At 50.6% G+C, this 23,472-nt stretch carries 27 protein-coding genes; 17 read left to right on the plus strand and 10 right to left on the minus strand.

Features of this window, described 5'->3' with window-relative positions:
* The first annotated feature begins 96 nt into the window (after positions 1-96).
* From AC0LWF_RS07705 to AC0LWF_RS07715, 3 genes are all read left to right on the plus strand, one after another.
* Complete coding sequence (locus tag AC0LWF_RS07705) at positions 97-1,044, plus strand: ABC transporter permease (RefSeq protein ID WP_474650962.1); 948 nt, start codon at positions 97-99, stop codon at positions 1,042-1,044.
* 12 nt (positions 1,045-1,056) lie between these two features.
* Complete coding sequence (locus AC0LWF_RS07710) at positions 1,057-1,983, plus strand: carbohydrate ABC transporter permease (protein WP_474650963.1); 927 nt, start codon at positions 1,057-1,059, stop codon at positions 1,981-1,983.
* A gap of 95 nt (positions 1,984-2,078) precedes the next feature.
* Positions 2,079-3,587, plus strand: a complete 1,509-nt coding sequence (locus AC0LWF_RS07715; RefSeq protein WP_474650964.1) for an ABC transporter substrate-binding protein — start codon at positions 2,079-2,081, stop codon at positions 3,585-3,587.
* 242 nt (positions 3,588-3,829) lie between these two features.
* Here AC0LWF_RS07715 and AC0LWF_RS07720 read toward each other — a convergent pair whose 3' ends face one another.
* Positions 3,830-4,075 (minus strand): hypothetical protein, encoded by a 246-nt coding sequence (locus AC0LWF_RS07720; RefSeq protein ID WP_474650965.1) that lies wholly within the window; start codon positions 4,073-4,075, stop codon positions 3,830-3,832.
* Positions 4,076-4,563: 488 nt separating this feature from the next.
* Between AC0LWF_RS07720 and AC0LWF_RS07725 the strand changes: the two genes are divergently transcribed.
* Positions 4,564-4,743 carry a hypothetical protein gene (locus AC0LWF_RS07725; protein ID WP_474650966.1) on the plus strand — a complete coding sequence of 60 codons (180 nt, stop codon included), beginning with the start codon at positions 4,564-4,566 and terminating at the stop codon, positions 4,741-4,743.
* A gap of 58 nt (positions 4,744-4,801) precedes the next feature.
* Here the strand turns inward: AC0LWF_RS07725 and AC0LWF_RS07730 are convergent, their stop codons facing one another.
* Entirely contained in the window at positions 4,802-6,061 is a 1,260-nt protein-coding gene (locus AC0LWF_RS07730; RefSeq protein ID WP_474650967.1) for an alkaline phosphatase, read from the minus strand.
* A gap of 222 nt (positions 6,062-6,283) precedes the next feature.
* On the opposite strand from AC0LWF_RS07730, the gene AC0LWF_RS07735 reads away from it, so the two are divergent.
* Positions 6,284-6,457, plus strand: coding sequence for a hypothetical protein (locus tag AC0LWF_RS07735; protein WP_474650968.1), 174 nt, complete (start codon positions 6,284-6,286; stop codon positions 6,455-6,457).
* A 145-nt stretch (positions 6,458-6,602) separates the two neighbouring features.
* Here AC0LWF_RS07735 and AC0LWF_RS07740 read toward each other — a convergent pair whose 3' ends face one another.
* Positions 6,603-6,854, minus strand: a complete 252-nt coding sequence (locus AC0LWF_RS07740) for a hypothetical protein (protein ID WP_474650969.1) — start codon at positions 6,852-6,854, stop codon at positions 6,603-6,605.
* 120 nt (positions 6,855-6,974) lie between these two features.
* Positions 6,975-8,054, minus strand: a complete 1,080-nt coding sequence (locus AC0LWF_RS07745; RefSeq protein WP_474650970.1) for an alpha/beta hydrolase family protein — start codon at positions 8,052-8,054, stop codon at positions 6,975-6,977.
* A gap of 144 nt (positions 8,055-8,198) precedes the next feature.
* Between AC0LWF_RS07745 and AC0LWF_RS07750 the strand changes: the two genes are divergently transcribed.
* The 4 genes from AC0LWF_RS07750 (at position 8,199) to AC0LWF_RS07765 (ending at position 13,366) form a co-directional block, all read left to right on the plus strand.
* Complete coding sequence (locus AC0LWF_RS07750) at positions 8,199-8,648, plus strand: cupredoxin domain-containing protein (RefSeq protein ID WP_474650971.1); 450 nt, start codon at positions 8,199-8,201, stop codon at positions 8,646-8,648.
* Between the two features lie 159 nt (positions 8,649-8,807).
* Positions 8,808-10,013: a GntR family transcriptional regulator gene (locus AC0LWF_RS07755; protein ID WP_474650972.1), complete on the plus strand. Its 1,206-nt coding sequence runs from the start codon at positions 8,808-8,810 to the stop codon at positions 10,011-10,013.
* Positions 10,014-10,189: 176 nt separating this feature from the next.
* Positions 10,190-12,970 carry an alpha-mannosidase gene (locus AC0LWF_RS07760; RefSeq protein WP_474650973.1) on the plus strand — a complete coding sequence of 927 codons (2,781 nt, stop codon included), beginning with the start codon at positions 10,190-10,192 and terminating at the stop codon, positions 12,968-12,970.
* A gap of 108 nt (positions 12,971-13,078) precedes the next feature.
* Entirely contained in the window at positions 13,079-13,366 is a 288-nt protein-coding gene (locus AC0LWF_RS07765) for a hypothetical protein (RefSeq protein ID WP_474650974.1), read from the plus strand.
* A 325-nt stretch (positions 13,367-13,691) separates the two neighbouring features.
* On the opposite strand, the gene AC0LWF_RS07770 is transcribed toward AC0LWF_RS07765, so the two are convergent.
* The gene (locus tag AC0LWF_RS07770; RefSeq protein WP_474650975.1) at positions 13,692-14,621 is read right to left on the minus strand and encodes a manganese-dependent inorganic pyrophosphatase; all 930 of its coding nucleotides are present in this window, start codon (positions 14,619-14,621) and stop codon (positions 13,692-13,694) included.
* Between the two features lie 99 nt (positions 14,622-14,720).
* Positions 14,721-15,260: a hypothetical protein gene (locus AC0LWF_RS07775; protein ID WP_474650976.1), complete on the minus strand. Its 540-nt coding sequence runs from the start codon at positions 15,258-15,260 to the stop codon at positions 14,721-14,723.
* A gap of 129 nt (positions 15,261-15,389) precedes the next feature.
* On the opposite strand from AC0LWF_RS07775, the gene AC0LWF_RS07780 reads away from it, so the two are divergent.
* Positions 15,390-16,262: a helix-turn-helix domain-containing protein gene (locus AC0LWF_RS07780; protein ID WP_474650977.1), complete on the plus strand. Its 873-nt coding sequence runs from the start codon at positions 15,390-15,392 to the stop codon at positions 16,260-16,262.
* A 133-nt stretch (positions 16,263-16,395) separates the two neighbouring features.
* Positions 16,396-17,205, plus strand: a complete 810-nt coding sequence (locus tag AC0LWF_RS07785; RefSeq protein WP_474650978.1) for a phytanoyl-CoA dioxygenase family protein — start codon at positions 16,396-16,398, stop codon at positions 17,203-17,205.
* Between the two features lie 50 nt (positions 17,206-17,255).
* Here AC0LWF_RS07785 and AC0LWF_RS07790 read toward each other — a convergent pair whose 3' ends face one another.
* Entirely contained in the window at positions 17,256-17,720 is a 465-nt protein-coding gene (locus AC0LWF_RS07790; RefSeq protein WP_474650979.1) for a RidA family protein, read from the minus strand.
* 19 nt (positions 17,721-17,739) lie between these two features.
* On the minus strand, positions 17,740-18,105 hold the full coding sequence (locus AC0LWF_RS07795) for a DJ-1/PfpI family protein (protein ID WP_474651221.1): 366 nt from the start codon (positions 18,103-18,105) through the stop codon (positions 17,740-17,742).
* A gap of 229 nt (positions 18,106-18,334) precedes the next feature.
* Here AC0LWF_RS07795 and AC0LWF_RS07800 point away from each other — a divergent pair, with 229 nt between their 5' ends.
* Together AC0LWF_RS07800 and AC0LWF_RS07805 are read left to right on the plus strand one after the other, a co-directional pair.
* On the plus strand, positions 18,335-18,688 hold the full coding sequence (locus AC0LWF_RS07800; protein ID WP_474650980.1) for a GntR family transcriptional regulator: 354 nt from the start codon (positions 18,335-18,337) through the stop codon (positions 18,686-18,688).
* Complete coding sequence (locus AC0LWF_RS07805) at positions 18,651-19,286, plus strand: aminotransferase-like domain-containing protein (protein ID WP_474650981.1); 636 nt, start codon at positions 18,651-18,653, stop codon at positions 19,284-19,286. Before AC0LWF_RS07800 ends, AC0LWF_RS07805 begins: the two co-directional genes overlap by 38 nt.
* Here the strand turns inward: AC0LWF_RS07805 and AC0LWF_RS07810 are convergent.
* Both AC0LWF_RS07810 and AC0LWF_RS07815 read right to left on the minus strand, forming a co-directional pair.
* The gene (locus AC0LWF_RS07810; protein ID WP_474650982.1) at positions 19,272-19,571 is read right to left on the minus strand and encodes a hypothetical protein; all 300 of its coding nucleotides are present in this window, start codon (positions 19,569-19,571) and stop codon (positions 19,272-19,274) included. The genes AC0LWF_RS07805 and AC0LWF_RS07810 overlap by 15 nt on opposite strands.
* 67 nt (positions 19,572-19,638) lie before the next feature.
* Positions 19,639-20,262: a histidine phosphatase family protein gene (locus AC0LWF_RS07815; protein WP_474650983.1), complete on the minus strand. Its 624-nt coding sequence runs from the start codon at positions 20,260-20,262 to the stop codon at positions 19,639-19,641.
* Between the two features lie 349 nt (positions 20,263-20,611).
* On the opposite strand from AC0LWF_RS07815, the gene AC0LWF_RS07820 reads away from it, so the two are divergent.
* The 4 genes from AC0LWF_RS07820 to AC0LWF_RS07835 all read left to right on the plus strand — a co-directional run bounded on the left by AC0LWF_RS07820 (position 20,612) and on the right by AC0LWF_RS07835 (position 23,466).
* Entirely contained in the window at positions 20,612-20,914 is a 303-nt protein-coding gene (locus AC0LWF_RS07820; protein ID WP_474650984.1) for a Dabb family protein, read from the plus strand.
* A gap of 96 nt (positions 20,915-21,010) precedes the next feature.
* Positions 21,011-21,751: a phytanoyl-CoA dioxygenase family protein gene (locus AC0LWF_RS07825; RefSeq protein WP_474650985.1), complete on the plus strand. Its 741-nt coding sequence runs from the start codon at positions 21,011-21,013 to the stop codon at positions 21,749-21,751.
* A gap of 140 nt (positions 21,752-21,891) precedes the next feature.
* Positions 21,892-22,566, plus strand: coding sequence for a C40 family peptidase (locus AC0LWF_RS07830; protein WP_474650986.1), 675 nt, complete (start codon positions 21,892-21,894; stop codon positions 22,564-22,566).
* A gap of 99 nt (positions 22,567-22,665) precedes the next feature.
* A complete protein-coding gene (locus AC0LWF_RS07835) occupies positions 22,666-23,466 on the plus strand; it encodes a helix-turn-helix domain-containing protein (protein WP_474650987.1) in 801 nt (266 codons plus the stop codon).
* Positions 23,467-23,472: the final 6 nt, after the last annotated feature.

Raw genomic sequence — 23,472 nt, forward strand, 5'->3', positions numbered from 1 at the left:
TCCTACTCCTTTACAATAAAGGTACAAGAGAAAGAAAGGATGGTTATGGGGATGCCGCCTAATATAGAAGCTGTGGAATCCACCAGGAAGACGTCAATGCCGAAAGCGCGAACCAAACAAAACATCGGCTATTGGAAGAGGTTTGGGGCATTTTATATCATGATGGCTCCGGCACTGCTTGTCCTGCTGCTAAACAATTACATCCCAATGCTCGGCTCTTTGATCGCCTTCAAGCAAATTGAGTATACGGCCGATAGTTTCATCCAAAGCTTTCTAGACAGCAAATGGGTTGGACTTGCCAACTTCGACTACTTGTTCAGCACGACCGACGCTTGGACGATTACCCGCAATACGCTGCTTTACAACGCTGTCTTCATCTTCTTGAATTTGCTTATCGGCGTTGCGTTCGCTCTCCTCTTTAATGCCATGAGAAACCGCCGATTGGCGAAGCTTCATCAGACGGTCATGTTCCTTCCCTACTTCCTGTCGATGGTCGTCATCTCCTATCTTGTATACGCTTTCTTGAACCCGGACATCGGTATCATGAATAGAGTCGTGCTTCCCTGGTTCGGCGTCGAGCCGATCGACTGGTACTCGGAGCCCAAGTGGTGGCCGATCATTCTACCTCTCATTAATACGTGGAAATGGATCGGGTATTATGCGGTGATCTTCCTGGCCGCGATTATCGGAATCGACCAAGAGTACTTTGAGGCGGCAACGATAGACGGCGCATCCAAATGGCGTCAAATCCGCAGCATTACGCTCCCCTTGATTCGTCCGGTCATGATTATTCTGACTCTGCTGCAGATCGGCCGCATTTTCTATTCCGACTTCGGATTGTTCTTCCAGGTGACTCGCAATTCGGGCATCCTCTATGATACGACGCTCGTCATTGATACCTACGTGTACCAAGGCTTTATTGTAAGCGCCGATATTGGCATGTCTTCCGCGGCCGGCCTGTATCAAGCGCTTGTCGGGTTCTTGCTAGTGTTGCTGGCAAATTTGGTCATTCGTCGGATCAGCAAAGACGATGCATTGTTCTAAGGAGGGCTCGAAATGGCTACAGCCGCAGCAAAACGGAAAAAGCACATGAATGAAATCGGAAGCATTCCAAACTTTCTAATCAACGGCTTCTTCTGGCTCTACACGATTTTTTGCGTACTGCCTCTCCTTCTCGTGGTCGCGGTCTCTTTCTCGGACGAGAATTCCGTGTTGGTAGACGGGTATAAGCTATGGCCGGAGAAATTCAGCACCGCAGCATACGACTTCCTGATCAGCGACTGGGGCAGTATTGTCAGATCTTATGGTGTTTCTATCCTCATCACGTTAGGCGGAACGCTGATCGCGCTTATTACGATGGCGCTGTATGCTTATCCGATATCAAGGCAAGATTTTCCGCATCGCAAAACATTCTCCTTCATCATGTTCTTCACGCTTCTATTCAACAGCGGACTCGTTCCCTTCTATTTGCTGTACACGCAGGGCTTGCATCTGCGGGATAACTTATGGGTGCTCATGATTCCGATGTTCGTGCAGCCGTTCTTCGTCCTGCTTATTCGTACCTTCTTCACTCATTCCGTGCCATCTGCGCTTCTGGAATCCGCGAAGATCGACGGTGCAGGCGAGTGGCGCATATTCGGCCAGATCGTTCTGCCGCTCTCATTGCCTGTCCTTGCGACCGTTGGCCTGTTCTGTACATTGAACTACTGGAACGATTGGTTTCTAAGCTTGCTCTTCATAAATGAAGATACGCTCTATACGATCCAATTCCGCATGTATCAGGCACTGCTCGATATTACCTTCCTAAGCGCCAACTCGACGGCTTACTCGGCGATCTTGGCTCAGAATCCGGATTACCAGCTGCCCACAGAAACGGTAACTATGGCAATGGCTGTTGTCGGTATTGGCCCTATCGTGTTCGCTTACCCTTTCTTCCAGCGCTTCTTCATCAAAGGCTTGACTGTCGGAGCGATAAAGGGGTAATGAGGCGAGTATTTGTTGGTATTACGAACGGCTCGGTCCGGTTGCATCCGGTTGAGTATACATCGCATTTAAACTTATAAGGGAGGCACTACCACATGTTCGTAGGAAAAAGAAAGCTGGGAAGAAGCATCTCTCTCATTGTAGGGGCTAGCCTAGTTTTATCCGCGTTACCGGTAGCGAGCGCAGCATCGAGCAGTTCACTAGCGCCATACAAGCTGACTTTGTACTACCCTGGCTCGCCGGCGAAGGATGAGGCTAAAGTTGAAGCGAGAATGAACACTTATTTAAAGTCCAAAATCAATGCGACGATTGACTTGATCCCGATCGATTGGGGCCAATGGGACAGCAAAATGAACTTGCTCAAAGCAAGCCGCGAGCCGATGGATGTTATTTTTACAGCGCAATGGAACGGTCATGCAAACGATGTAGCTAAAAATGTGTTTCTGGCGCTCGACGATTCCAGAGGACCTGCTGGCAACTTGATCGCCCAATATGGCAAAGACATAACACGGTCCCTTGATCCTGCTTTCCTGAAGGGCTCTAAGGTTAATGGCCATAACTACGGCATTCCGACGAACAAAGAATTGGCTGCGCAAGGCGGCGTCATCTACCGCAAAGATATCGCCGACCGGCTCGGCCTGACAACGCAGCTGAATGCTGTCAGATCTGTTAATGATCTCGTTCCGATTCTAGCGACGGTCAAGAAGAAAATGCCGAGAATGACACCGCTCTTCCTGCGTGACGGCGACAACTTCAACTCCCACTATTTCATGCAGCAGGATTACCTTGGCGATACGACAATCGAAGGATTGATCCGCAAAGACGGCACAAGCACGAGAGTCATAACAAGATTTGACGACAAGCAGTATATGGACCAGCTGTCGCTCACCCGCGACATCTTCAAGAAAGGGTATATCAACAGAGATGCCGCAACGACGCAGCTGTCCGGTCAGGATGCCCTGAAGAAAGGCAACGTCTTTATGATCGTCGCATCGCTGAAGCCAGGTAAAGATGCCGAGCTCGGCATTGCTGCGAACTTGGCTGGCAAGCTGAAACAAATTAATATGACGGGGCGTACAGTATCGACCGGCGAAACAGCGGGTTCGATGCTCGGCATTTCCTCTACGTCCAAAAATCCAGCACGTGCGATGATGTTCATCAACTTGCTCCACTCTGACAAATACTTAAACAATCTGCTTAACTTCGGGATCGAAGGCACGCATTACAAGAAAGTAACTAACGAAATCATTAAACCTGGTCCGGACGCAGCGAACTACAATCCAGGCGCGACATGGATGTTTGGCAACCAGTTCTTGAACTATGTTTGGAATACGGAAGCTCCAGACAAATGGGCTCAATTTAAAGCGTTCAACAAAGGCGCGAAGCTATCGCCGGCGCTTGGCTTTACCTTCAACGCTCAGCCGGTGAAATCGCAAGTAGCCGCTCTCGTTACCGTCCGCAGCAAATATATTGCCGGACTGGAAACAGGCTCAATCGACCCTTCGAAAGCGAAAGAATTCCAGAAGAAAGAAGTCGCAAACGGACTCGATAAAGTGCTCAAAGAGAAGCAAAAGCAATTAAACGCGTTCCTTAGATCGAAGTAAGCGAGCATAGGAAATAGCGAACCATGGACGATTGCTCCGTGGTTCGCTTTTTTGTGTTGGCTGCGAGGGGATCACCGAGCCGGTTTCTATCAAACCAGCTACTTTCCCAAATTGCGGCGGATTTCCGTTAATGTAGTCCTGTAGACCAGCTTCTTGCAACCATTGCGGCGGTTTTCCGCTCATGTGGTCCACTAGACCAGCCTCTTTCACTCATCCCACCGGATTTCCGACAATGTAGTCCACTAGACCAGCTTCTTTCCCACGTTGCGGCGGTTTTCCGCCAATGTAGTCCACCAGACCAGCTTCTTTCCCACGTTGCGGCGGTTTTCCGCCAATGTGGTCCACCAGACCAGCTTCCTTCCCACGTTGCGGCGGTTTTCCGCCAATGTGGTCCACCAAACCAGCTTCTTTCTCTCATTGCGGCGGTTTTCCGCCAATGTGGTCCACAAGACCAGCTTCTTTCCCACGTTGCGGCGGTTTTCCGCCAATGTGGTCCACCAGACCAGCTTCTTTCCCTCATTTCGCTGGATTTCCTACGATATAGGGTACTGGGTACCCTTCTTGCTTCCTTTTCCGCAGATTTCCCGTGATGTAGGGTACTGGGTACTCCTCTTTCTCTCTTTTCCTCAGAATTCCCGTGATGTAGGGTATGGGGTACCCTTCTTCCTCCCATTGCTACGGATTTCCGCCAATGTAGTCCACTAGAACAATTACTCGCTCACAAATGTAGATACCTACAGTACTCTCTTTCGGCGTTCCGGACGCTACTCCACCAATGTAGATACCTACGGGACTCTCTTTGGGCGGTCTGGCGTTTCTCATTCCATCTTTCCACGATTCCAACCGCTCCCCACCAATTCTCCGCGGGAACGCCTCCCTGCCTCTCGGATCTCCCAGTCATCCGCCTTTCCTCCACCTCGGTCAACACAACAAAAACCCCCACCACCGCCAATTAGCGAGGGATGGGGGCATCATATTGGGAGCATGGGCTGAGCTGAGTTCGGCTGGGCTCGGCTCGGTTCAGATCGGTTCGGTTCAGATCGGTTCGGATCAGTTCAGATCGGTTCAGATCGGCTCGAGCCCCTCTCCGCTCGACCCGGATCGGATCGGGCTCGGTTCAAGCTACGCTCGGCCCGGTTCAGCTAGATTCAGCTAGGTTCAGCTGTTTCCAGCTGATCCCGCCTCTCCTCTCCTCACCTCACCTCACACAATACTTATTTCTTAAACCCTAGCGATTGCATCAGCTTCGTGAAAATCTCCGTGTTCTCATACACGCCCGAGAACAGCTCTGCGTTCTTGCCTGTTGCAGTTACCGGCACGTCAACCGCCGTGTGGCCGGACGTTGTCCAGTCGACAACGAAGTTCAGCTTCGAGTTCGCGATTGCGAATGGACCGTCTTCCTTCGATATGCCGTCGCCGCTCTCGTCATCCGCGCTTACCTCTTCGATGGAGAAGCCGCCTGTTTCATGGTCAGCAAGGACAAGCACGAGCGTGTCCGGGTTCTTCTTCGCGTAATCCTTCGCTACTTGAACCGCGCTGTCCAGCTGCTGGCCTGCCTTGATCGTCATCTTCGCATTGTTGCTGTGCGCGAACTCGTCTGTGCCCTCTTCTTCAACCATCAGGAAGAAGCCTTTCTTATTCGCCGACAGCGTATCAATTGCTTTCTTCGTCATAGCAGGCAGTGAAACGACTGGATTGTAGATGTCGCCTTTGCCCTCTGGACGCTGCTGGAACATTTCTTCATTCGAGAAGAGGCCGAGCAGCTTGCCGCCTTTTGCTTTTGCCAGATCCGTCTTGTTCGACACGAAACTGTAGCCGAGCTGCTTTGCTTTATTCACGAGATTGCCCTGCGTACCTTTGCTCTTCTCGGATGGATCTTCAGCCGGCTCGTCCTTGAACTTGCCCGGCTCGCCTGCAGGGTACCAGAAGTCTTCGCCGCCGCCGAGGATAACGTCGATCTTGCTCTTCGTGAGATACTGCAGCGCGATATCGCTTTGCAACGCACGGTTCTCAACATGCGCGCCAAAAGCTGCGCCTGTCGCATCCGTTACTTGGCTCGTCGTCACGACACCAGTCGATTTACCAGCGTCTTTCGCATATTCCATAATCGTCTTTACAGACTTCTTGTTCTCGTCCATGCCAATTGCACCGTTATACGTCTTCACGCCGCTTGCAAAAGCAGTCGCAGCCGCTGCAGAATCCGTAACCGGAACTGTAGAACTCGTGTGCAATAGACCGACATAGGGCATGGCATCCATAGCCAGCTTGCCCTTCTCGCCGACTGTTGCAAGGCGAATCGCATCACGCTGTGCCGTACCCATACCGTCTCCGACGAATAGAATGACGTTCTTCGTTTGCGAGGATGCAGCATTCGCAGGCGTTGATGTTTGTGCAGCGACACTACTCGTAATTGCAACTGCAGCTACCGCTGTTACCGCAATCGCTCTTTTCATACCTTTGCCAATCCGTTTCATTTCATGACCTCCTATTAATAGATACGGGTTTATCTTAATGCGCTTCTATTAAGAGGATGTTTTCCGCATATGTATGTTTTGTTAATGGGATACATAAATGTAACCAGTATCCATATTTTCTCAGAGGATGTCCCCTGAGCAAATTACTAGACGACCCGCACCTCGCAAAATGCTTCAAATGGCAACTCGATCAACATCGAGCTGCTTGCTGATACACCAACAATGATCGGTGTTGTCGGTCTAAACGTCACCGGCGCATCCGGCATTATCCGCGTCCAGCTGTCCGGCATAGCCGCCATTGATATTCCCGAGAAGCTGCCGGATGACAAGGTCGTTGCCATCGGCGCCAGCAGAGGATTACTGCCAACTGATCCGATTATCGGCTACACTCGCTAAGAGTACAGTCGAGCCGAGTCCGGCGTGAAGGTTCTCCATCTGACCGCTTCCGATTACAACGTTCCTTTTCCCGCTTCGCATGAGCTTGTCTACTCGCTCTTCATATTTTCGTCCGAAGGATGTACGCGTATCGGCCCTGAGAGCTTTAATGCAAGCGCGTTCTCGAGGCGAGGATAGCTTCTTCTGTTGCCTCGATGACATCGGGATCATAAAACTTGGAAACGGAGACCGTTCCCGTCAATAATACGCGAACATTGTTCACGTTAACTGAAGCTGTTCCTGCGGTTTGCAGACCGATGTCGCCGATCAGCAGCGGCGTATTCGTCAGCTCCGTATCGCCGCCGCTCGTATTCGAGTGAACCGACAACCGCATGTCCAGAAATTGGTTAGCCAGCATGACCACCCCCTACTCTTTCACTATAGGATATGTTCAGCCGCTCATAGAGGAAGGGGATAGATGCGTATTTGTAGAACAGAACGGCATTCCTTTCCATCCGCGAATCCTTCCCCAAAGCTCCTAGCTTGCCGAATGCCCGTCACTCTGAATAACACTAAGTCCCGCATACGATCGAACCCGGTTCGTATGCTGCCCTGCCGCGCCGCAGACATGCTCCTTCATGAAGTCCGCGATCGCAGCACCGATCAGCTTATGCTTCTCCGCGATGCTCGCGTCCGACATAAATAGAGGCACGTCGCTGAACGAGAGATGATTCGCGCCATGCACGCGCACGAAGCATCGATAGCCCGTCAGCACATCGGCAAGCTGCCGCTGTCCTGCTATCGTCTCGCTTGCAAGCGATTCCGACCAACCGCTGCTGAGCAGCATTTCATAGGTGGATGCATTTTGGCGCATGAGCATCACTGGTATTTGAACCTGCTTGCGGACGGAACCGAGCATATGAAGGCTTGGATCGAGCAAAATAGCTGCTTTTACAGAAGTGCTTCTACCCAGAACATGATATACGGCAGCCCCGCCAAGCGAATGCCCTGCTATACCCACCTGCTGGAGATTCAACCGGTTTCGCAGAAGCGCGTCTTGTTCGTTCATCACCACTAGCTGATTTAACACAAAAGCAAGATCCTGTACGCGCACCTCCAGCAGCGAGTTCCAGCTCTGCCAATCCGTCAATTGAAGATTCGTTAAGGAAGGAAGCTGCGCAATCTTCTCTCCGTCCGGGAATACCGTAAACACCGATTCATAGGTGGCGCCGACGGTCAACACAACGAAGCCGCTCCGCACCAGCTTCCGTACCGCGAAGGAGTACATATCGCGCTCAATACCGAAGGCCGGCGATAAAATTACGACCGGGAAAGACGGAGCAGCAAGATCGGCATCCGCCAATAAAGCATCGTTATAAATGTCTGTTTGCAAGGAAGCGATATACGCCGGATCTACGCCATTGCTGCGCAAAAAAGCGAGCGCTGCCGCTTGGCCGGGCTCGAACAATTGCGGATAAACAGGCAGCGGCACCACGGGATCCACTTTCGCAGAAGGGTAATAGATACTGACCATGATCCGTCTCGCCCCACCATCACTGTCAAAAGGATTCTTCCTACCCGTGTCTGTCAGCAACCTCGTCGTGCGGCCTATCGGCATCGCCAGTTCCCTCCTTTATCTCCTCTATCTCCTCTATCTCCTCTAAATAAATTCTCCACAGATAGAATCGTTCCTTTCATACTATTTTAATGTAGCTCTGCTAGAATGGAAAATGTAGCCAACCTTTGGGGGAGTGATATAATCGTGAAAGCAAAAACAGGGATACTGATCTTGGCGCTCATCGTTACAGCAGCCATTGCCAGCGCTTGCGGAAGCAGTAATTCGGACAACACGAACTCAGGCAGCAGCAATACAACATCTAATACCACCACCACGAACAACTCAACCAGCACTACAAAAGAGGCAGACAACGCGTCATCGGGCAAAACGCACGAGATTAAGCTCGGGGCTAAAGATTTCGAGTACGATCAGAAGGAAATTCACGTCAAGAAAGGCGAGCATGTGAAGATCACGCTTGCAAGCGATGATGGCGGCCACGGCTTCACAATTCCCGACTACAGCGTAAACATCCAAGGCAACGGCAGCGCCGAATTCGATGCGGCGAACGCCGGCACCTTCGAGTTCCATTGCTCCGTTATGTGCGGCTCCGGACATCGCGAAATGAAGGGCACCATTATTGTAGATGAAGCTTAATGTTTAATCATACGAGCAGAACGAGACGCAGATAACCGAGAGGTTACTGCGTTTTTGCTTTTTCCCCACATCTTGCCCGCTATTGTGCATTTCGCCGACCTTGCCTTATACTAATTAAAATATATATTAATGCATCGGCACGAAGTTGGAGGAGCACCCTTGAGCGAACGTAAACCTCGCTATCAAATCATTATCGATTACTATACAGATCAGATCGGAACCGGGCAGCTGCACGCAGGAGATAAGCTGCCGACTGGACCCGAGATCGCTGAGCAGTTCAGCGTCAGTGCCATTACGGTAACCAATGCCATGCGCCAGCTGGAGACAAACGGCCTCATTAAGCGGATTAAGAAAGCAGGCACGTTCGTCACCGAGCGGCCGGAGCCTCCGCAATTTACACAAGCGGAATCCCGATCTGGGGCTACGCTCGCATCGGATCTTGCCGCTCCTTCTCCTCACCACGCTATGCCTGTGATCTCGCTCGTTATGCCTTTTAGCGAAACAGTAGGCTATGAGATTTTTCGCGGGGTTGAGGAAGAATGCGCGAAGCAAGGGTTATACGTCACCTTTCATAATTCCAAATACGATGACAGCGTCGAGCGCAGCATTATCCAGAGGCTGACCAAGGACCACGTGAGCGGCATTATCGTTTATCCCGTGTCCAGCTACAAGAACATCGACGTATTCAGCAGCCTCACCATTGAAGGCATCCCTTTCGCCCTCATCGACCGCAACATCGAAGGACTGGATGCGCCGCTCGTCATCTCCAACAACGTGGAAGCGGGCTATAATCTCGCTTCGCATCTCATTAAGCTCGGCCATACCCGGATTGCCTTTGTCTGCCAATCGTGGAGGGAAGCCGTGTCCGTCAGCGACCGGTACAAAGGCTATTGCAACGCGCTTATCGAAGCCGGCATTCCGCCTATGCCGGAGTGGCTCATCAATATTGATGAGATTCGCTCCGCCACCGAATACAAGGAGCTGCTCGCAGAGCCGGCGCAAGAAGGCGAGTTCATGCTGTCCAAGCTGCTCTCGCTTGATCCGGCGCCAACGGCTGCCGTTGTCGTGAACGACTATACCGCCACGAGGCTATTGAAAGCCGCGCTGCAAGCGGGCGTCGCCGTACCGGAGCAGCTGTCCATTACCGGCTTCGACAATCTCTCCTTCACCGAGCATCTGGAAGTGCCGCTAACGACGATCGAGCAGGATTTCTACAGCATCGGCCGCGAAGCCGCGAAGCTCGTATTAGCCCCAGAGCGCGGACAAGACAGCAACAACAACAAGCTCGTGCTCAGCACGAAGCTGATCGCCAGACAATCGACTAGCTCACCGCCGTCAATCCCGGACCATCCGCTAACCAGTTGATACATGCTCTGTCGACAATACCAAGACCACCCACTAACCATAAGTTAAACACTTCGCTTCCACCCGTAACCATCAGGTCGCGGGCTTTTTTGTATATATTTTAATTTACAAGAAAATCGGACTTCGTTATTATTAAAATATACTTTAATCGCAAATTTAGGAGGTCACCACCCACTATGACAACGCCAAAAGCGGTCATTCATGTCATCTCGCATACCCACTGGGACCGGGAATGGTATATGCCTTACGAGGCGCATCATGCCAAGCTTATTCAGACGATGGATCAGCTGCTCGACATTATGGATAACGATCCGGAGTTTAAGAGCTTCTACCTCGACGGTCAGACGATTGTGCTCGACGACTATTTGCAGGTCTATCCCGAGAAGCGGGAAAAGCTGGTTCAACTCGTGCAGGAAGGCCGCTTATCCGCTGGACCATGGTACATCCTGCAAGATGAGTTTCTGACTAGCAGTGAAGCGAATGTGCGGAACATGCAGATCGGGCATCGGGATGCACGGGCATTCGGGCCGGTATCGAAGCTCGGCTATTTCCCCGACTCATTCGGAAACATGGGGCAAGCGGCACAGCTGCTCGAGCAAGCTGGCATTACGACAGCCGTATTCGGACGCGGCGTGAAAGCGACCGGCTTCAACAACAGTGTAGCGGAAGCAATGGACCTCGAGTCTCCTTATTCCGAGATGTACTGGGAGTCGCCGAATGGCTCGCGAGTGCTCGGCATTCTATTCGCCAACTGGTATCACAACGGCATGGAAATTCCAGAGGAGCCGCAAGCGGCGCGCAGATTCTGGGACAATGCCATTGCGAATGCGTCGAAGTTTGCTTCAACGCCGCATCTCTTGCTCATGAACGGCTGCGATCATCAGCCTCCGCAAGCGAATCTGTCTGCTGCACTGCGGACAGCCCGCGAGCTGTACCCGGATCACGAATTCATTCATTCCAATTATGATGACTATATGAAGGCTGTACAGGCTTCCCTGCCAGAATCGCTCAGTACGATTCGCGGCGAGCTGCGCGGCCAACGGACAGACGGCTGGTTCACGCTAGTGAACACTGCTTCTGCGCGCGTATATATTAAGCAGCTCAATCAGCAGAATCAGACGATGCTGGAGAAGGTCGCTGAGCCACTCGCGGCATTCGCCCATTCGGCGGGACGTCCGTACCCGCATGGATTATTGAACTATGCTTGGAGAACGCTCATGCAGAACCATCCGCATGACAGCATCTGCGGCTGCAGCGTTGATGAAGTGTACCACGAGATGAAGACTCGCTTCGAGAAGAGCAAAGGCGTAGCCGCATCGGTCATCGCGGACAGCGCCGCTCATCTAAGCGAGCAGATCGATACATCGGGCTTCGCCTCGATCAGCGCGGAAGCTGCGCCATTCGTTGTCTACAGCACGAGCGGCTATAGCGGTTCTGGCGTCGTGACGGTGGAGCTTGAGCTTGGCCGCCGCTACTTCAACTCCAAGCCAGGCGAGACACCAGATGCGACTGCTGCATTCGTCGCGGAGCAATCGACAGCGGTCGGCTATCTCGTAAACCATACTGGTGAGCGGATCGACTGCACGGTTGTCGATAAAGGCGTTCGCTTTAACTATGATCTGCCGAGCGACCGGTTCAGACAGCCGTATTTTGCCCGCGTTATCGAGGTGACGTTCGAAGCGGCGAAGCTTCCTGCGATGGGCTATTCAACTTTTGCATGGGTACCTGGGGAAGATGCAGCTGGTACGGCTGGCGCGGCTGGTAGGGACGCTTCGCTCATTACACAGCCGAACACGTTGGAGAATGCTTCGCTGCGTGTCGCAATCGAAGCGGACGGCAGCTTGACGCTGCTTGATAAGCGCACGGGTCAAACCTTCACTGGCCTCGGCTACTACGAGAACGTTGGGGATATTGGCAACGAATATATTTTCAAGCAGCCGAATGGAGATCAAGCGATTACGACGCAGGGACTTGCGGCTTCAATCGTACAGGTCGAAGATACGCCATACCGCGCAGCATTTGAAATTACGCATACGTTCGAAGTTCCAGAGAGTGCCGATGAGCGGCTTCAGACGGAAATTGCAACGATGATTCCGTTCCTCCACCGGCAAGCGCAGCGTTCGAGCAAGCTTGTGCCGATGACCATTGTCACGCGCGTCAGCTTGAACCGTTCCGAGGCAGGCGTACGCGTGCATGCGCGCATTAGCAATCCGGCGAAGGATCAGCGCCTGCGCGTCCTCTTCCCGTCTGATGTTACGGCTTCCAGCCACTTCGCGGACTCGATCTTCGAAGTCGCAGAACGCCAGGCGCAGCCGGAAGTGGAATGGCAGAACCCGAGCAACTGCCAGCACCAGAGCGCTTTTGTCGATGTGCATCATGCCGGCCGCGGGTTGACTATTGCGAACAAAGGTCTCAATGAATACGAAGTGCTGCGTGATGGCAGAAGCACAATTGCAGTCACGATGCTTCGCTCCGTTGGCGAGCTTGGCGACTGGGGAGTGTTCACGACTCCGGATGCGCAATGCCTCGGCGACAACGAAGCGGAGTGGATGATCATTCCGCATGGCGGCGAGGGCGAGAGCGAAGTCAATCGCTTCGCGGCATACCAGCAAGCATACGGCTTCCAGGTGCCGTTCACCGTCAGCCAAACTGGCGTGCATAGCGGCAGCCTTCCTGCCGAGCACAGCCTGCTAAGCTGGAGCACGACGGGTGCATCCGGCCTCGCGCTCTCCAGCCTCAAGGTGGGCGAAGACCGCGGCGACTGGATCGCTCGCTGGTACAACCTGTCCGGCCAGCCAGCCGAGCTGACCGTCAGCTCCCCAACGCATCGCGAGCTATATCCGAGCAACATCCTCGAGGATGCTTCTGATGCGCGTCTGGGCAGCGGAGACGGCGACGGTACTGCCACTGTCTCTGTCAGCGAGTTTGAGATCATTAGCATTGGTTTCATCAAATAACTGTAACCTTAAGGCTGCCGCTTGGCAGCCTTATTTGTTTTCGCAACTTTCCTTGCGCAGCCGCAGTCTAATGCTATGTAAATCCTAATAGATGGGTGGAGAGCTACTTTGCGTAAGGGATTGAAATTGCGTTATGCGTTGCCTATCCTTCAACTCATTCTCACTGCCGTTTCCGTATGGATCGACCAAAGTGTACAGCACGGACTTGGCGAAGGCGATAATCAAATATCGGCAAATCTCGTCAGCAATGTCGAGTTTCTATTTAAGCAGCTACTGGGCTTCGGCGACATTGTTAACTATCACTTCAGACTGCTCACTGTAGTATTGGCTGTTGGCGTTTGGTACGGGGTAGGCTTTGCGGTGGATATAATGATCCAGCGTTTTCTAACGAGCTAGTTCCGGATAGCCTTCGGATAAACGTGCTGCTGCTATGCTGACTCTCTGCTCAAGCTTGCACAATGCCTGAGCCATAGAGCAGGCCAATTAATAATTGCAAATGTCCACTTTTTTTTCTCAATGCTCCTAGTAGAATGGAAATAATTACATATACGCACTTATTGTAGGCTCATTCAGCTCTCAGTCGGAATATAATGGATATTTCCACTTATGCCCGCCTGTTCAACCTGACTGCCTGCGTGCCTGCCTGCTCTCTCGCCTACCAACGCAAAAAAAGCCGCATCCCCCTAGGAGATGCGGCTTTCCTATGTGCAGAGCAGTCAACTTACTTGCTCAGCGTTTCAGTCAATACTGGAACGATTTGCGATTTGCGGGAAACTACGCCCTTCAGAATCGCTTTGTTATCGTCGAGCTTCACGTTGTATGCTGTTTCAACAGCCGCTGCTTTGCTGCCAAGAGCGATTGCAACGGAGTCGTTGTTGAGAATATCAGTTACAACGAGTACGAACAGGTCAAGGCCTTTGTCCGCGATGATTTGGTTCAATGCCACTTCAACTTCAGCTTGACGGGACAGAACGTCGTTCACGTCAACTGCGTTTACTTGTGCGATCTCAACCTTGGAGCTGCCCATTGTGAACTCTTTCGAGTCGATGGAGATCAGTTGAGCAACTGTCTTCTGGCTCAGGTCTGCGCCAGCTTTCAGCATTTCGAGGCCATAAGTATCAGCGTCAACGCCAGCGATTGCCGCCAATTCGCGAGCTGCCGCAACGTCTTCCGGCGTGCAAGTCGGCGATTTGAACAGCAAGGAGTCGGAGATGATCGCGGATAGCATCAGACCAGCGATGTTGCTGTCGATTGCGATGCCGTTCTCTTTGTACATTTTATTAAGAATTGTCGCCGTACAGCCCACTGGCTCGCAGCGGTAGTAAAGCGGGTGGCTTGTCTCAAAGTTAGCGATACGGTGGTGGTCGATTACTTCAAGAACACGCACCTTGTCGATGTCGCTCGCGCTTTGTTGGCGCTCGTTGTGGTCAACCAAGATAACATTGCTTGCTTCGTTCGCAACTGTCTCAACAAGACGAGGCGCTGCTGCTTTGAACGTGTCCAGCGCATATTGCGTTTCGCCGTTCACTTCTCCAAGACGAACTGCTTCAACTTCTTGGCCGAGCTTTGTTTTCAAATCCGCGTAAGCAATTGCAGAACAGATCGTGTCTGTGTCCGGGTTTTTGTGGCCGAAAATCAATGTTTTTGACATCTTGATGCTCCTTATTGATAATAGTTTTGAATCCCTATCGGTATTATACATTTTATTGGCCGCAATGCCTATTCCATAACGGCATTTTCAATCACAATTCTACATTTTGTCAAATTCGTCAAAAAGCTCCGGAGCATGGTCTGCCTTCAGCCGCCGGTCCACTACATCGAAGATCGCGTCCAAAAAAAGGCCGATCTCCTCCTCAGCCAGAGCGCCCAGCACGGGAATTGTCACAGCGAGCTCGCCCCATTGCTGCTTGAAGTAAGCTTTGCGCACGGCGTTGCCGCCATCGCGCTTCAGCGGATTGTACGTCCAGCGAAGATGCGTAGGCTGCCCTTCCTCGTCATAAACAAGCTTCTGAATCTCGGCATGTGTCGTCGATTTATCGCCGGCATAGATAGCCATGTAATAGTTGTCGTTCCGGTGCCAATCAATGAACAGCACATAAAGCGATCCGCCCAGCAGCGGCCGACTGACGTAAAAAGCATCCACAAGCGGCTTCCCGTTCGCCCATTGGTGGAATCCTTGCAATGGTGCGCCGCCGCTGCTAATCCGCGTTACATCGTACGTATTCACTGCCCCGGATTCGCTATAACGCCGCATCCAATCGGCTATTGCCTCTGCTTCCGCTCGTTCCATCGTCCATCCCCCATCCATCCTCACGATAATAGAGCTTGCTTGTCCTCATTGTAATAGGCGGCGCCTGACGCGAGCAACGAATCCACGCTATAATGAAAGCACCAATGTAAAAGCGGAAAGGATGCTCGTATGACTTCCCCCCTGGCATCATACCAATATATCGGCACGCCGAGCGAGTTCGCACGCAGCCAACTGTTTCACGGCCTAATCGGCGGTTATGACGCGCCGCACGGCGCTTTCGCTTACTATCGCGACTACTATCCCGCCTATGAGATCTTGTTCGTCACCAAGGGCAAAGGCAGCTTCAAGCATGCCAACCAATGGATCGACATCGTCGAAGGCGACTGTCTTATCCATGATATGCGCATCCCGCACGCGTACAAGACCGAAGAGAATAACCCGTTCGAGATGCACTATCTTGTCTTCGACGGCATTGATATCGAGCACTATTGGCCGAGACTCTACGGCGAAGGGTCTTATTCCATGATTCAATCGCTGCCGACCCCGCACAACGAGCTGACCGAGCTGCTCGAACGGATCATCGCGCTCATGAAAGATGAGAATACACCTCATGAGCTGCCCATCTCAGCGCTGCTCTATCAGTTCTTGCTCGAATTCTATCGCATTCGGCGCGACCTAAGCGGCAGCCACGCCACTTCCGGCTATGGAGGAGCGGGGCCTGAATCACTGCAGCGTGCAAAAGCCTATATAGACGCGAGCTACTTAACCGTAGAGGACGTGTCGCATCTGGCAGCAATTGCTGGGCTTAGCTTGTACCATTTTATCCGCCAATTTAAGAAGCAATACGGTGTAACGCCCAAAGAATATGTGCTTCTGAAGAAGGTGCATCATGCGAAGCGGCTCCTGATCAGCACCTCACACTCCATTAACGAGATCAGCATCCAGAGCGGATTCGCCAGCTATAATGCGTTCCTGCACGCTTTTCTTAAGGTGCAGCATGAATCACCGCGCGACTTCCGGCGAAATTTAAGACGCTCGTAAGCGGTCAGGCTGATCTTTGCAGCACAACAGCAATTTATGGTGTATAGTCGGCAATCTGCTTTATTTTATACGACCTCCGCATCCTTTAAAATAAAGATAAATAAAGCGATCCGCTAATGAGGAGGACGTAATAATGAGCTTGCACGGACTTACTGAGGAACAGCAATTGATGTGGGAACGCGATGGATTTCTCGTCCTGGACAATTTTCTAAGTGAAGATGAAGTAAACCTATACAATGACCGAATCGACGAGGCGTTCGTCGAATTCGAAACGAATAATCGGGTGAACCCGGCTACGGGCCAGCTGAATCATGTAAAGCAAATTTGCGGCATTATCGAATACGGCGAGGATTTCCTTCAGCTGATGGAGCATAAGCGGATGATGAACATTATGCGCGACTTGATTGGCAACAGCTTCGTTATGATCGACAACGACGCCCTGCTGAAGCCTCCGGGCAAAGTGTCGCACACGAACTGGCACCGCGATACTTCGACGAAGATGTTCATCGGCGAGAAGCAAGTGCCGTGGATGATTAAAGTGTTCTACTTCCTCTCTGATGTTCCTTATGACGGCGGCTGCCTGGCGTTCCTGCCCGGAAGCAATAACATGAAGGATGCTGATCTGCCGAAGGTCGAGAAGCAAGAAGATCTGCCTGGACATGCACGGATGAACGTGAAGAAAGGTACTGCTGTTATTTTCAACGGCTACACGTACCACTCGGCGCTGAACAATCTGTCCGACGTAACTCGGCGCTCGCTGATCTACAACTACGCACAATCCGCCCTGCGTACATGGCCTGGCTATGAGCCATCGGAGAGAATCCAGTCCGAAGCGACCAGCAATATGCGCAAAATGCTGCTCGGCGTAACGCCTTGGATGGTCGATGCGAAAGCGTTCGAGGAAGAGACTGAGGCAGCCGTTGGCAAAATGATGATGGGCTAATAATGAATAAACCACCTCTCGAAATGGAGGTGGTTTTTTGCTGTCACATTCTATTCTTCCACTTCAAATATCGAATCGATAATAATCGGAAGATTATCTCTTACTGAAACAGCTCCAAAAACCGAACGAGCATGTACGCCCTTGGCCCCGAAAACGTCTAGCATTAAATCTGAACAGCCATTCAACACCTTATGATGCTCCTCATAATCAGGGGCTGCATTCACGAACCCTTGAATTTTAACCACTCTCTTCACCTTATCCAAAGAAGCTAGAGCTGATTCCAATACAGCGAGAATTTCAATTCCAGCCTGTCTAGCGAACTGATAACCCTCTTCTGTTGTAAACTCAGCTCCATGCTTTCCCCTAGGATTACCTGCAGGTCCTTTACCCGAGACAAACAAAAGATGATTCACTTTCACGTAATTCGCGTATTTAGCAGCAGGCTCACTCGCACTTGGCAGTACAATGCCGAACAATTTCAATCTCAATCTCTCAGCAACGGTTTGTTCAATCATGGTTGTCCCTCCTGCATTCTCAAAGATTATAGTAGGGATAGTCCATATAGGTTTGAATTTCTTGTACGACTTCTTTGTTCGTTATGGACTCAATAAAGAACAAACCGAGGTCGATGGAGGCTGTTATTCCGCCGCCGGTAAACACATCCCCATCTCGCATAGCTCGAACTTTGACGACTTCCTTGCAATACGGCTCCAGCAAATCCAAGGCTAACGGGTTTGTCGTTATCGTCTTATCCTTCGTTAAACCTGCTGCTCCGAGCAGGAGTGCCCCCGTGCATACAGAGACTTTGTATTCCACTTCTTGCGCGGTCCGAATCCAATCGATAAAGATCGGGTCGTGGATTAATTGCCGTGTCGCTATGCCGCCAGGGATAAATATCAGATCGTATAGTCACCGCATTATGGAACCCGGAGAAGTCTAACGTCGTCATATCATCAAATAATATAAATGCCATCCTCATCTTCATATCTCTCCTCGCACTTGATGGAAACTTATTAAAATAGGAATGACCCTTTATAAAGGTTCAGTTTAGAATAATATTTAAGGGTCAGATGAGGAAGTGAGAACCATCGAGCTAAACCTTACATTTCATACAGACGGAACACTATATATGCAGTTATATCAACATATTCGGGCACTGATCCAGGAAGGCGTCTTAAAGAACGGCATGAAACTACCCTACATTCGCTCGCTCGGACGACAGTTAAACATTAGCAAAACGACGATAGAAACCGCCTATCATTTGTTGTTGGAAGAAGGATATGTTCTTAGTAAAGAAAGAGCGGGCTTAATTGTAATTAATCCGTATTTGGAGAGAGTATCCATTCAGACGGATTCCAGATCTCATAGGAAGCAGGAAACCGAGCTTGAAGCAATTGGACAAACAGAGAAGGAAGAAGGTTACATTGATTTCAGTCTACTAACGATTGATGGAGATTCATTCCCTCTTCGGATGGGCGAATAAGTACAGCGGATATATTATTGAGGATGATTATGACGGGGAGCTTCGACTCTCCGGCAAACCACTCCCTTCACTTCAAGGATTGGACAAGGACGGCGTCGTCATCTATATGGGCACATTTTCAAAGGTATTTACACCTTCATTGCGTATGAACTATATGATTTTACCGCAGCAGCTATTAGGAAAACTTCAATCATTAGATCAAGTCTACTCCTGCCCTTCAAGAATGAATCAATGGGCGATGCAGTTATTTATGTCTCGCGGTCATTGGTACCGCCATTTAAGGCGGATGCGGAAGCTCTATCGATTAAAGCACGAGGCATTGGTTCAATACATACGCATCCATATGCCGAACTCTGTCTCAGTCAATAGCAGCGGCTCAGGGCTGCATATCGAATTATCTATTACTACCTCTGTCAGTGCCGAGAAACTAATTGAATTGGCCAAGCAGCAAGGTGTTCTTGTATACGGTAGCCAAGATGCTCAATTACGATTAGCTGGTGGCAACCCCAAGATTTATCTCGGATTTGGAGGAATTAAAGAGAAGGATATGGAGCGTGGTGTGCAATTGTTAAGAAGAGCTTGGTCAACCGTTCTGTAAGAAGGAGGGGCTGGCAGTCAGCTCAACTAAAAAAACAGTTAATGTAGTTCCCTTAAGAACCTCTAAAAGCTCTTGCATTAACTTGTTCTTTTTATCTTCCGAAAATTGTTTCGAAATCCATAACCAGGCGTTATGGCCTTCTGACTGGGCAAAGATCATTGTTTCATCGGGCGCCTTTAGGCATTTAGAATGCTTTGACTCGCAAATCCGATAAATGAGATTGTACTGAACTTCATCCGCAATTTGGTTAAGCACTGAATCTTGCACATCGAACATTTGCAACATCTCAATTCCTCCTCGGTTCAATTAAAAGCACAAAAAAAACCGTCCCATAAGGGACGGAGTACTCGTGTTACCCCTCTATTCCCAAATGGCATGTATCGTTTAACTTCGAAATATTTCTGCTCCCAGTCCATTCGACTCTGTTTAGCAAAGTGATGCTACATGGATCAATATCAAAGGACACGTTGGAAATCAGCTCAGCTTCAAATCCTAGCCACCAATATATGATCGCATTGATCGTATTCGAATGAGTGACAATCACGGTTGTCTCATAGATATCTTTTTTAACTTGTTCCATACACCGCGCTACCCTATCTTGCATCATTGCCCAGCTTTCCGCCTCGGGGTAAGGTATCCATTCAAGTATGGGATCCGTGAGCGGCAGCTTTAATTGCTCGGCTTGTTCTTTCGTTTTGTTTGCTGCAAGTCCATTACTTAATTCCCTTAGTTCTTTAACGATTAGGGGTCTCCTTGCAATCATTTCACCTATTATGATAGCTGTATCGCTTGCTCTCGATAGATCGCTAGCATAATAATTGATAGGTTTGTTTTGCAACAATGAATGCAATCTTTTTCCTGTCAGCATGGCTTGATTTCGTCCCTTATCCGTTAACGGCGTATCTGACCATCCGCCAACCATTCCTTTCAGTAAGTGCTCGGCTTCGCCATGTCTGATTAAGTACAACTCTTTCAACGGTTTCCCTCCTAACTCGTGCACGTCAGTTCTGTTTCTTAACGAATCTATAATCAACTGGACCATCTATCTTCGTGATTCATCAAAATCATCTGGCAAAGGATACCCTGCTTTACGAAACAATTCAGAAACCAACTTATTCCCTTTTGGCATGGCCATTCGGATCTCTTCCTGCATTTTATGCCCCACCTCACTTTAGTATATTAATACACCAATGCAGTAGTATAATAAAAAATTATTCAAGACATAACCACATGCCAAAATAAGCGTCAATCCATCTCAGCTGATTTTTGCTATAATACGGATTGAACGATCACCTAAAATCCCCTAATTTAAAGGAGCGATCCACTTGTTCGAGCATCTAGTCATTTTCAAATTCAACGATCGAATTACACCTGAGAAGGAGCAGGAGCTGCTAGCTCGGCTGCTTGCTTTCAAAGGCGCCATCCCTGGCATTGTTGATGTGAGTGCCGGCATTAATGTGACGGAAGAAACGAATAACATCCACGGTTATTCCCTCGGCCTCCGGGTAACGTTCGAGAACAAGGAAGCGCTCCGCGCATATGGTCCGCATCCGCTTCACCAAGCTTTCGTACAGCAGCTCGGCGGCTTGCTTGAGAATGTTGTTGTCGTTGACTACCCAATCGCATAAATATCAATTTCAGATATATTTGTGATAATGCCAGCCATTGTCCGTCTCCCTCTTCCACGGTATGCTTTAGTTAATCAAGGAGAGGGGATGACGACAATGAATAAAGTAATTCCGCCAATTGCAACGCCTCTAACACAGGCGCAGATAGATCAATTCCAAGATGACGGCTTCTTGCTCATCAAGAACGGCTGCTCCGCTGATTTGATAGATGCCTATAACGGACATATCTATGATCTGCGAAATATGGACCCGATGCCGGAATGGGCGGCATGTGAGCCGAGCAAACGCTACTCCGTGCGCCTCTTCAATCCGCATCTGCAAGACGGCTTCTCGGCACAGATGATGAAGCTTCCTGTCATTCGCGGAACGCTCGCTCAGCTAATGGGTCGCGAGGCGGTCGGCATTCAGAGCATGTTCTTCTATAAAGAGCCGGGATCGCCAGGACAGGCTGCACATCAGGATTTCTACTATATTAAGAACGATCCGATGACGATGATTGCCGCATGGATCGCGATGGAAGAGCAAGTCGATGAAGAGAATGGCTGCCTATGGGTCATTCCGAAGTCGCATCGCCTCGGCCTTCTGCCACATGGCGCGGTGAAGAACCTCGATGAGCATGAGCCTTGGACCGATGAAACGGAAGGCATCGATCTTACGAAGCAGGTGCCTGTTATCATGGAGCAAGGTGACATCCTCTTCTTCCACGAGCTGCTCATTCACTCCTCGGGACGCAACCGCAGCACAGATCGCTGGCGCCGTTCATACGTTTGCCACTATATCCGCGAGGATGCGACGACTCCGCGCATAGATTTACAGAAGAAATTTCCGCTCTACTAATATGTAATGAAGTGGACAGCCTGGCAGAGATGCCAAGGCTGTCTTTTTTTCCAGCAAAACACAGCTTATCTCTCTTGTTTGTTGCTGGTATGCTGAGAAAGAATAGGAGTATTTATCCCCATTTTGGATGGAGGACTAACATGAGGAAGAAACTATTGCTAGCCGCGGCCGCCTTCACCCTTCTGACAGGAACAGCACAGGCTGCTTCGCCGTTCATTAATAGCGCGCACGCAAGCGCTGCCATTATGAGCCTGGGTACAACAGGCGATAACGTCACGACGCTGCAAAATAATTTAAAAGCATTGAGTTACTTCAACTACCCTACAGCAACCGGCTATTACGGTACGGTTACTCGTGATGCCGTTCTTGCTTTCCAGAACAACTACGGCCTCCCAGCTGACGGACTTGCTGGACCAGTTACCGGCGATGCCATCAATCATGCTCTCTTGAAGCAGAAGCTGATTGGGGATAGTTCATCTTACATAGGCGTTCCCTATGCCTGGGGCGGGTCAAGCACGTCTGGCTTCGATTGCTCCGGCTTTGTCTACTTCATGTTCACTAAATTCGGAGTCCCTCAAGTAAGGACAACCGCTGCGAATCTATTTATGCAAGGCAGTAACGTAGCACGCGCCATGCTGAGACCGGGTGATCTCGTCTTCTTCCGTATCGGAACGACTGGAGCCGTCGATCATGTCGGTTTCTATATGGGCAATGGTTCGTTCATCTCAGCTACATCCTCGAAGGGCGTCTACGTTCAGCAGCTGGACAATACCTATTGGAGCCCGCGCTTTGCCGGAGCGAAACGCATTTACTAATGGAAAAATATGTTGCTGCGCAGCCTGGCGGATATCGCCGGGCTGTTCCTGTTTAACGGCGATATCGTTATAATGGAGATAAGGAGCTGGGAACTAAAGATGAGCCTGCCTTATGCCAAAATAACATCCATTCACGCGGGCACCATCGTCTATCCACCACGTGGTACCTATGGTCCGCGCGTGCAGCAGGATATACAGCTCGTGCTGCTTCATACGGGAGAGCTCGACATAACGATTGACGGCGTTCATTATGATGTAAAGCCGGGACAAGTCGTCCTGCTGAAGCCGCATCATCAAGAGTATTTTGCCTTCGCGAAGACGCAGGAATCTTGGCACCGCTGGATCTCCTTATCCGTGGAGCCGCTTACCGAATTCGAGTTGGCGTATTTGGACAGCCTTCCCTTTAGCATGCCGATTCCGGAAGCGCTCAATACCATTACGGATATGATCTTGTCCATGAAGGAAGATGGCTTGAACCATAACGAGCTGATGGTGAGCCTTGGGTATGCGGCGTTCCACTCGTTTGCCGCACGTATCGCAGAGACGAAACAGCAGCAAGAGCTGCATCCGAGCATTCGAGGAGCACTTACGTATGTGCAGCAGCATTTTGCAGAGGAAATCTCCTTGCCTGAGCTGTCCAGCGCGGCCGGTGTCTCGCCCGAGCATCTCGTTCGGCTGTTTCACGGCTACAATCAGATGACGCCGATTCGCTATCTGTGGCACTATCGCGTGCTGAAGGCGACCGAGCTTCTGACGCAGTCCGGCCTCGCCGTTGGCGAGATTGCTGCACGCTGCGGGTTCAAAACGGCTTTTCACCTGGCACGTCTTGTCAAAGAACAGACCGGCAGCACCCCGACAGAAATCCGCAAGTCCGCTTGGGGGACAGTCACGGTCAAATAGATGGAG

It is taken from the genome of Paenibacillus sp. sgz302114, assembly GCF_056120345.1.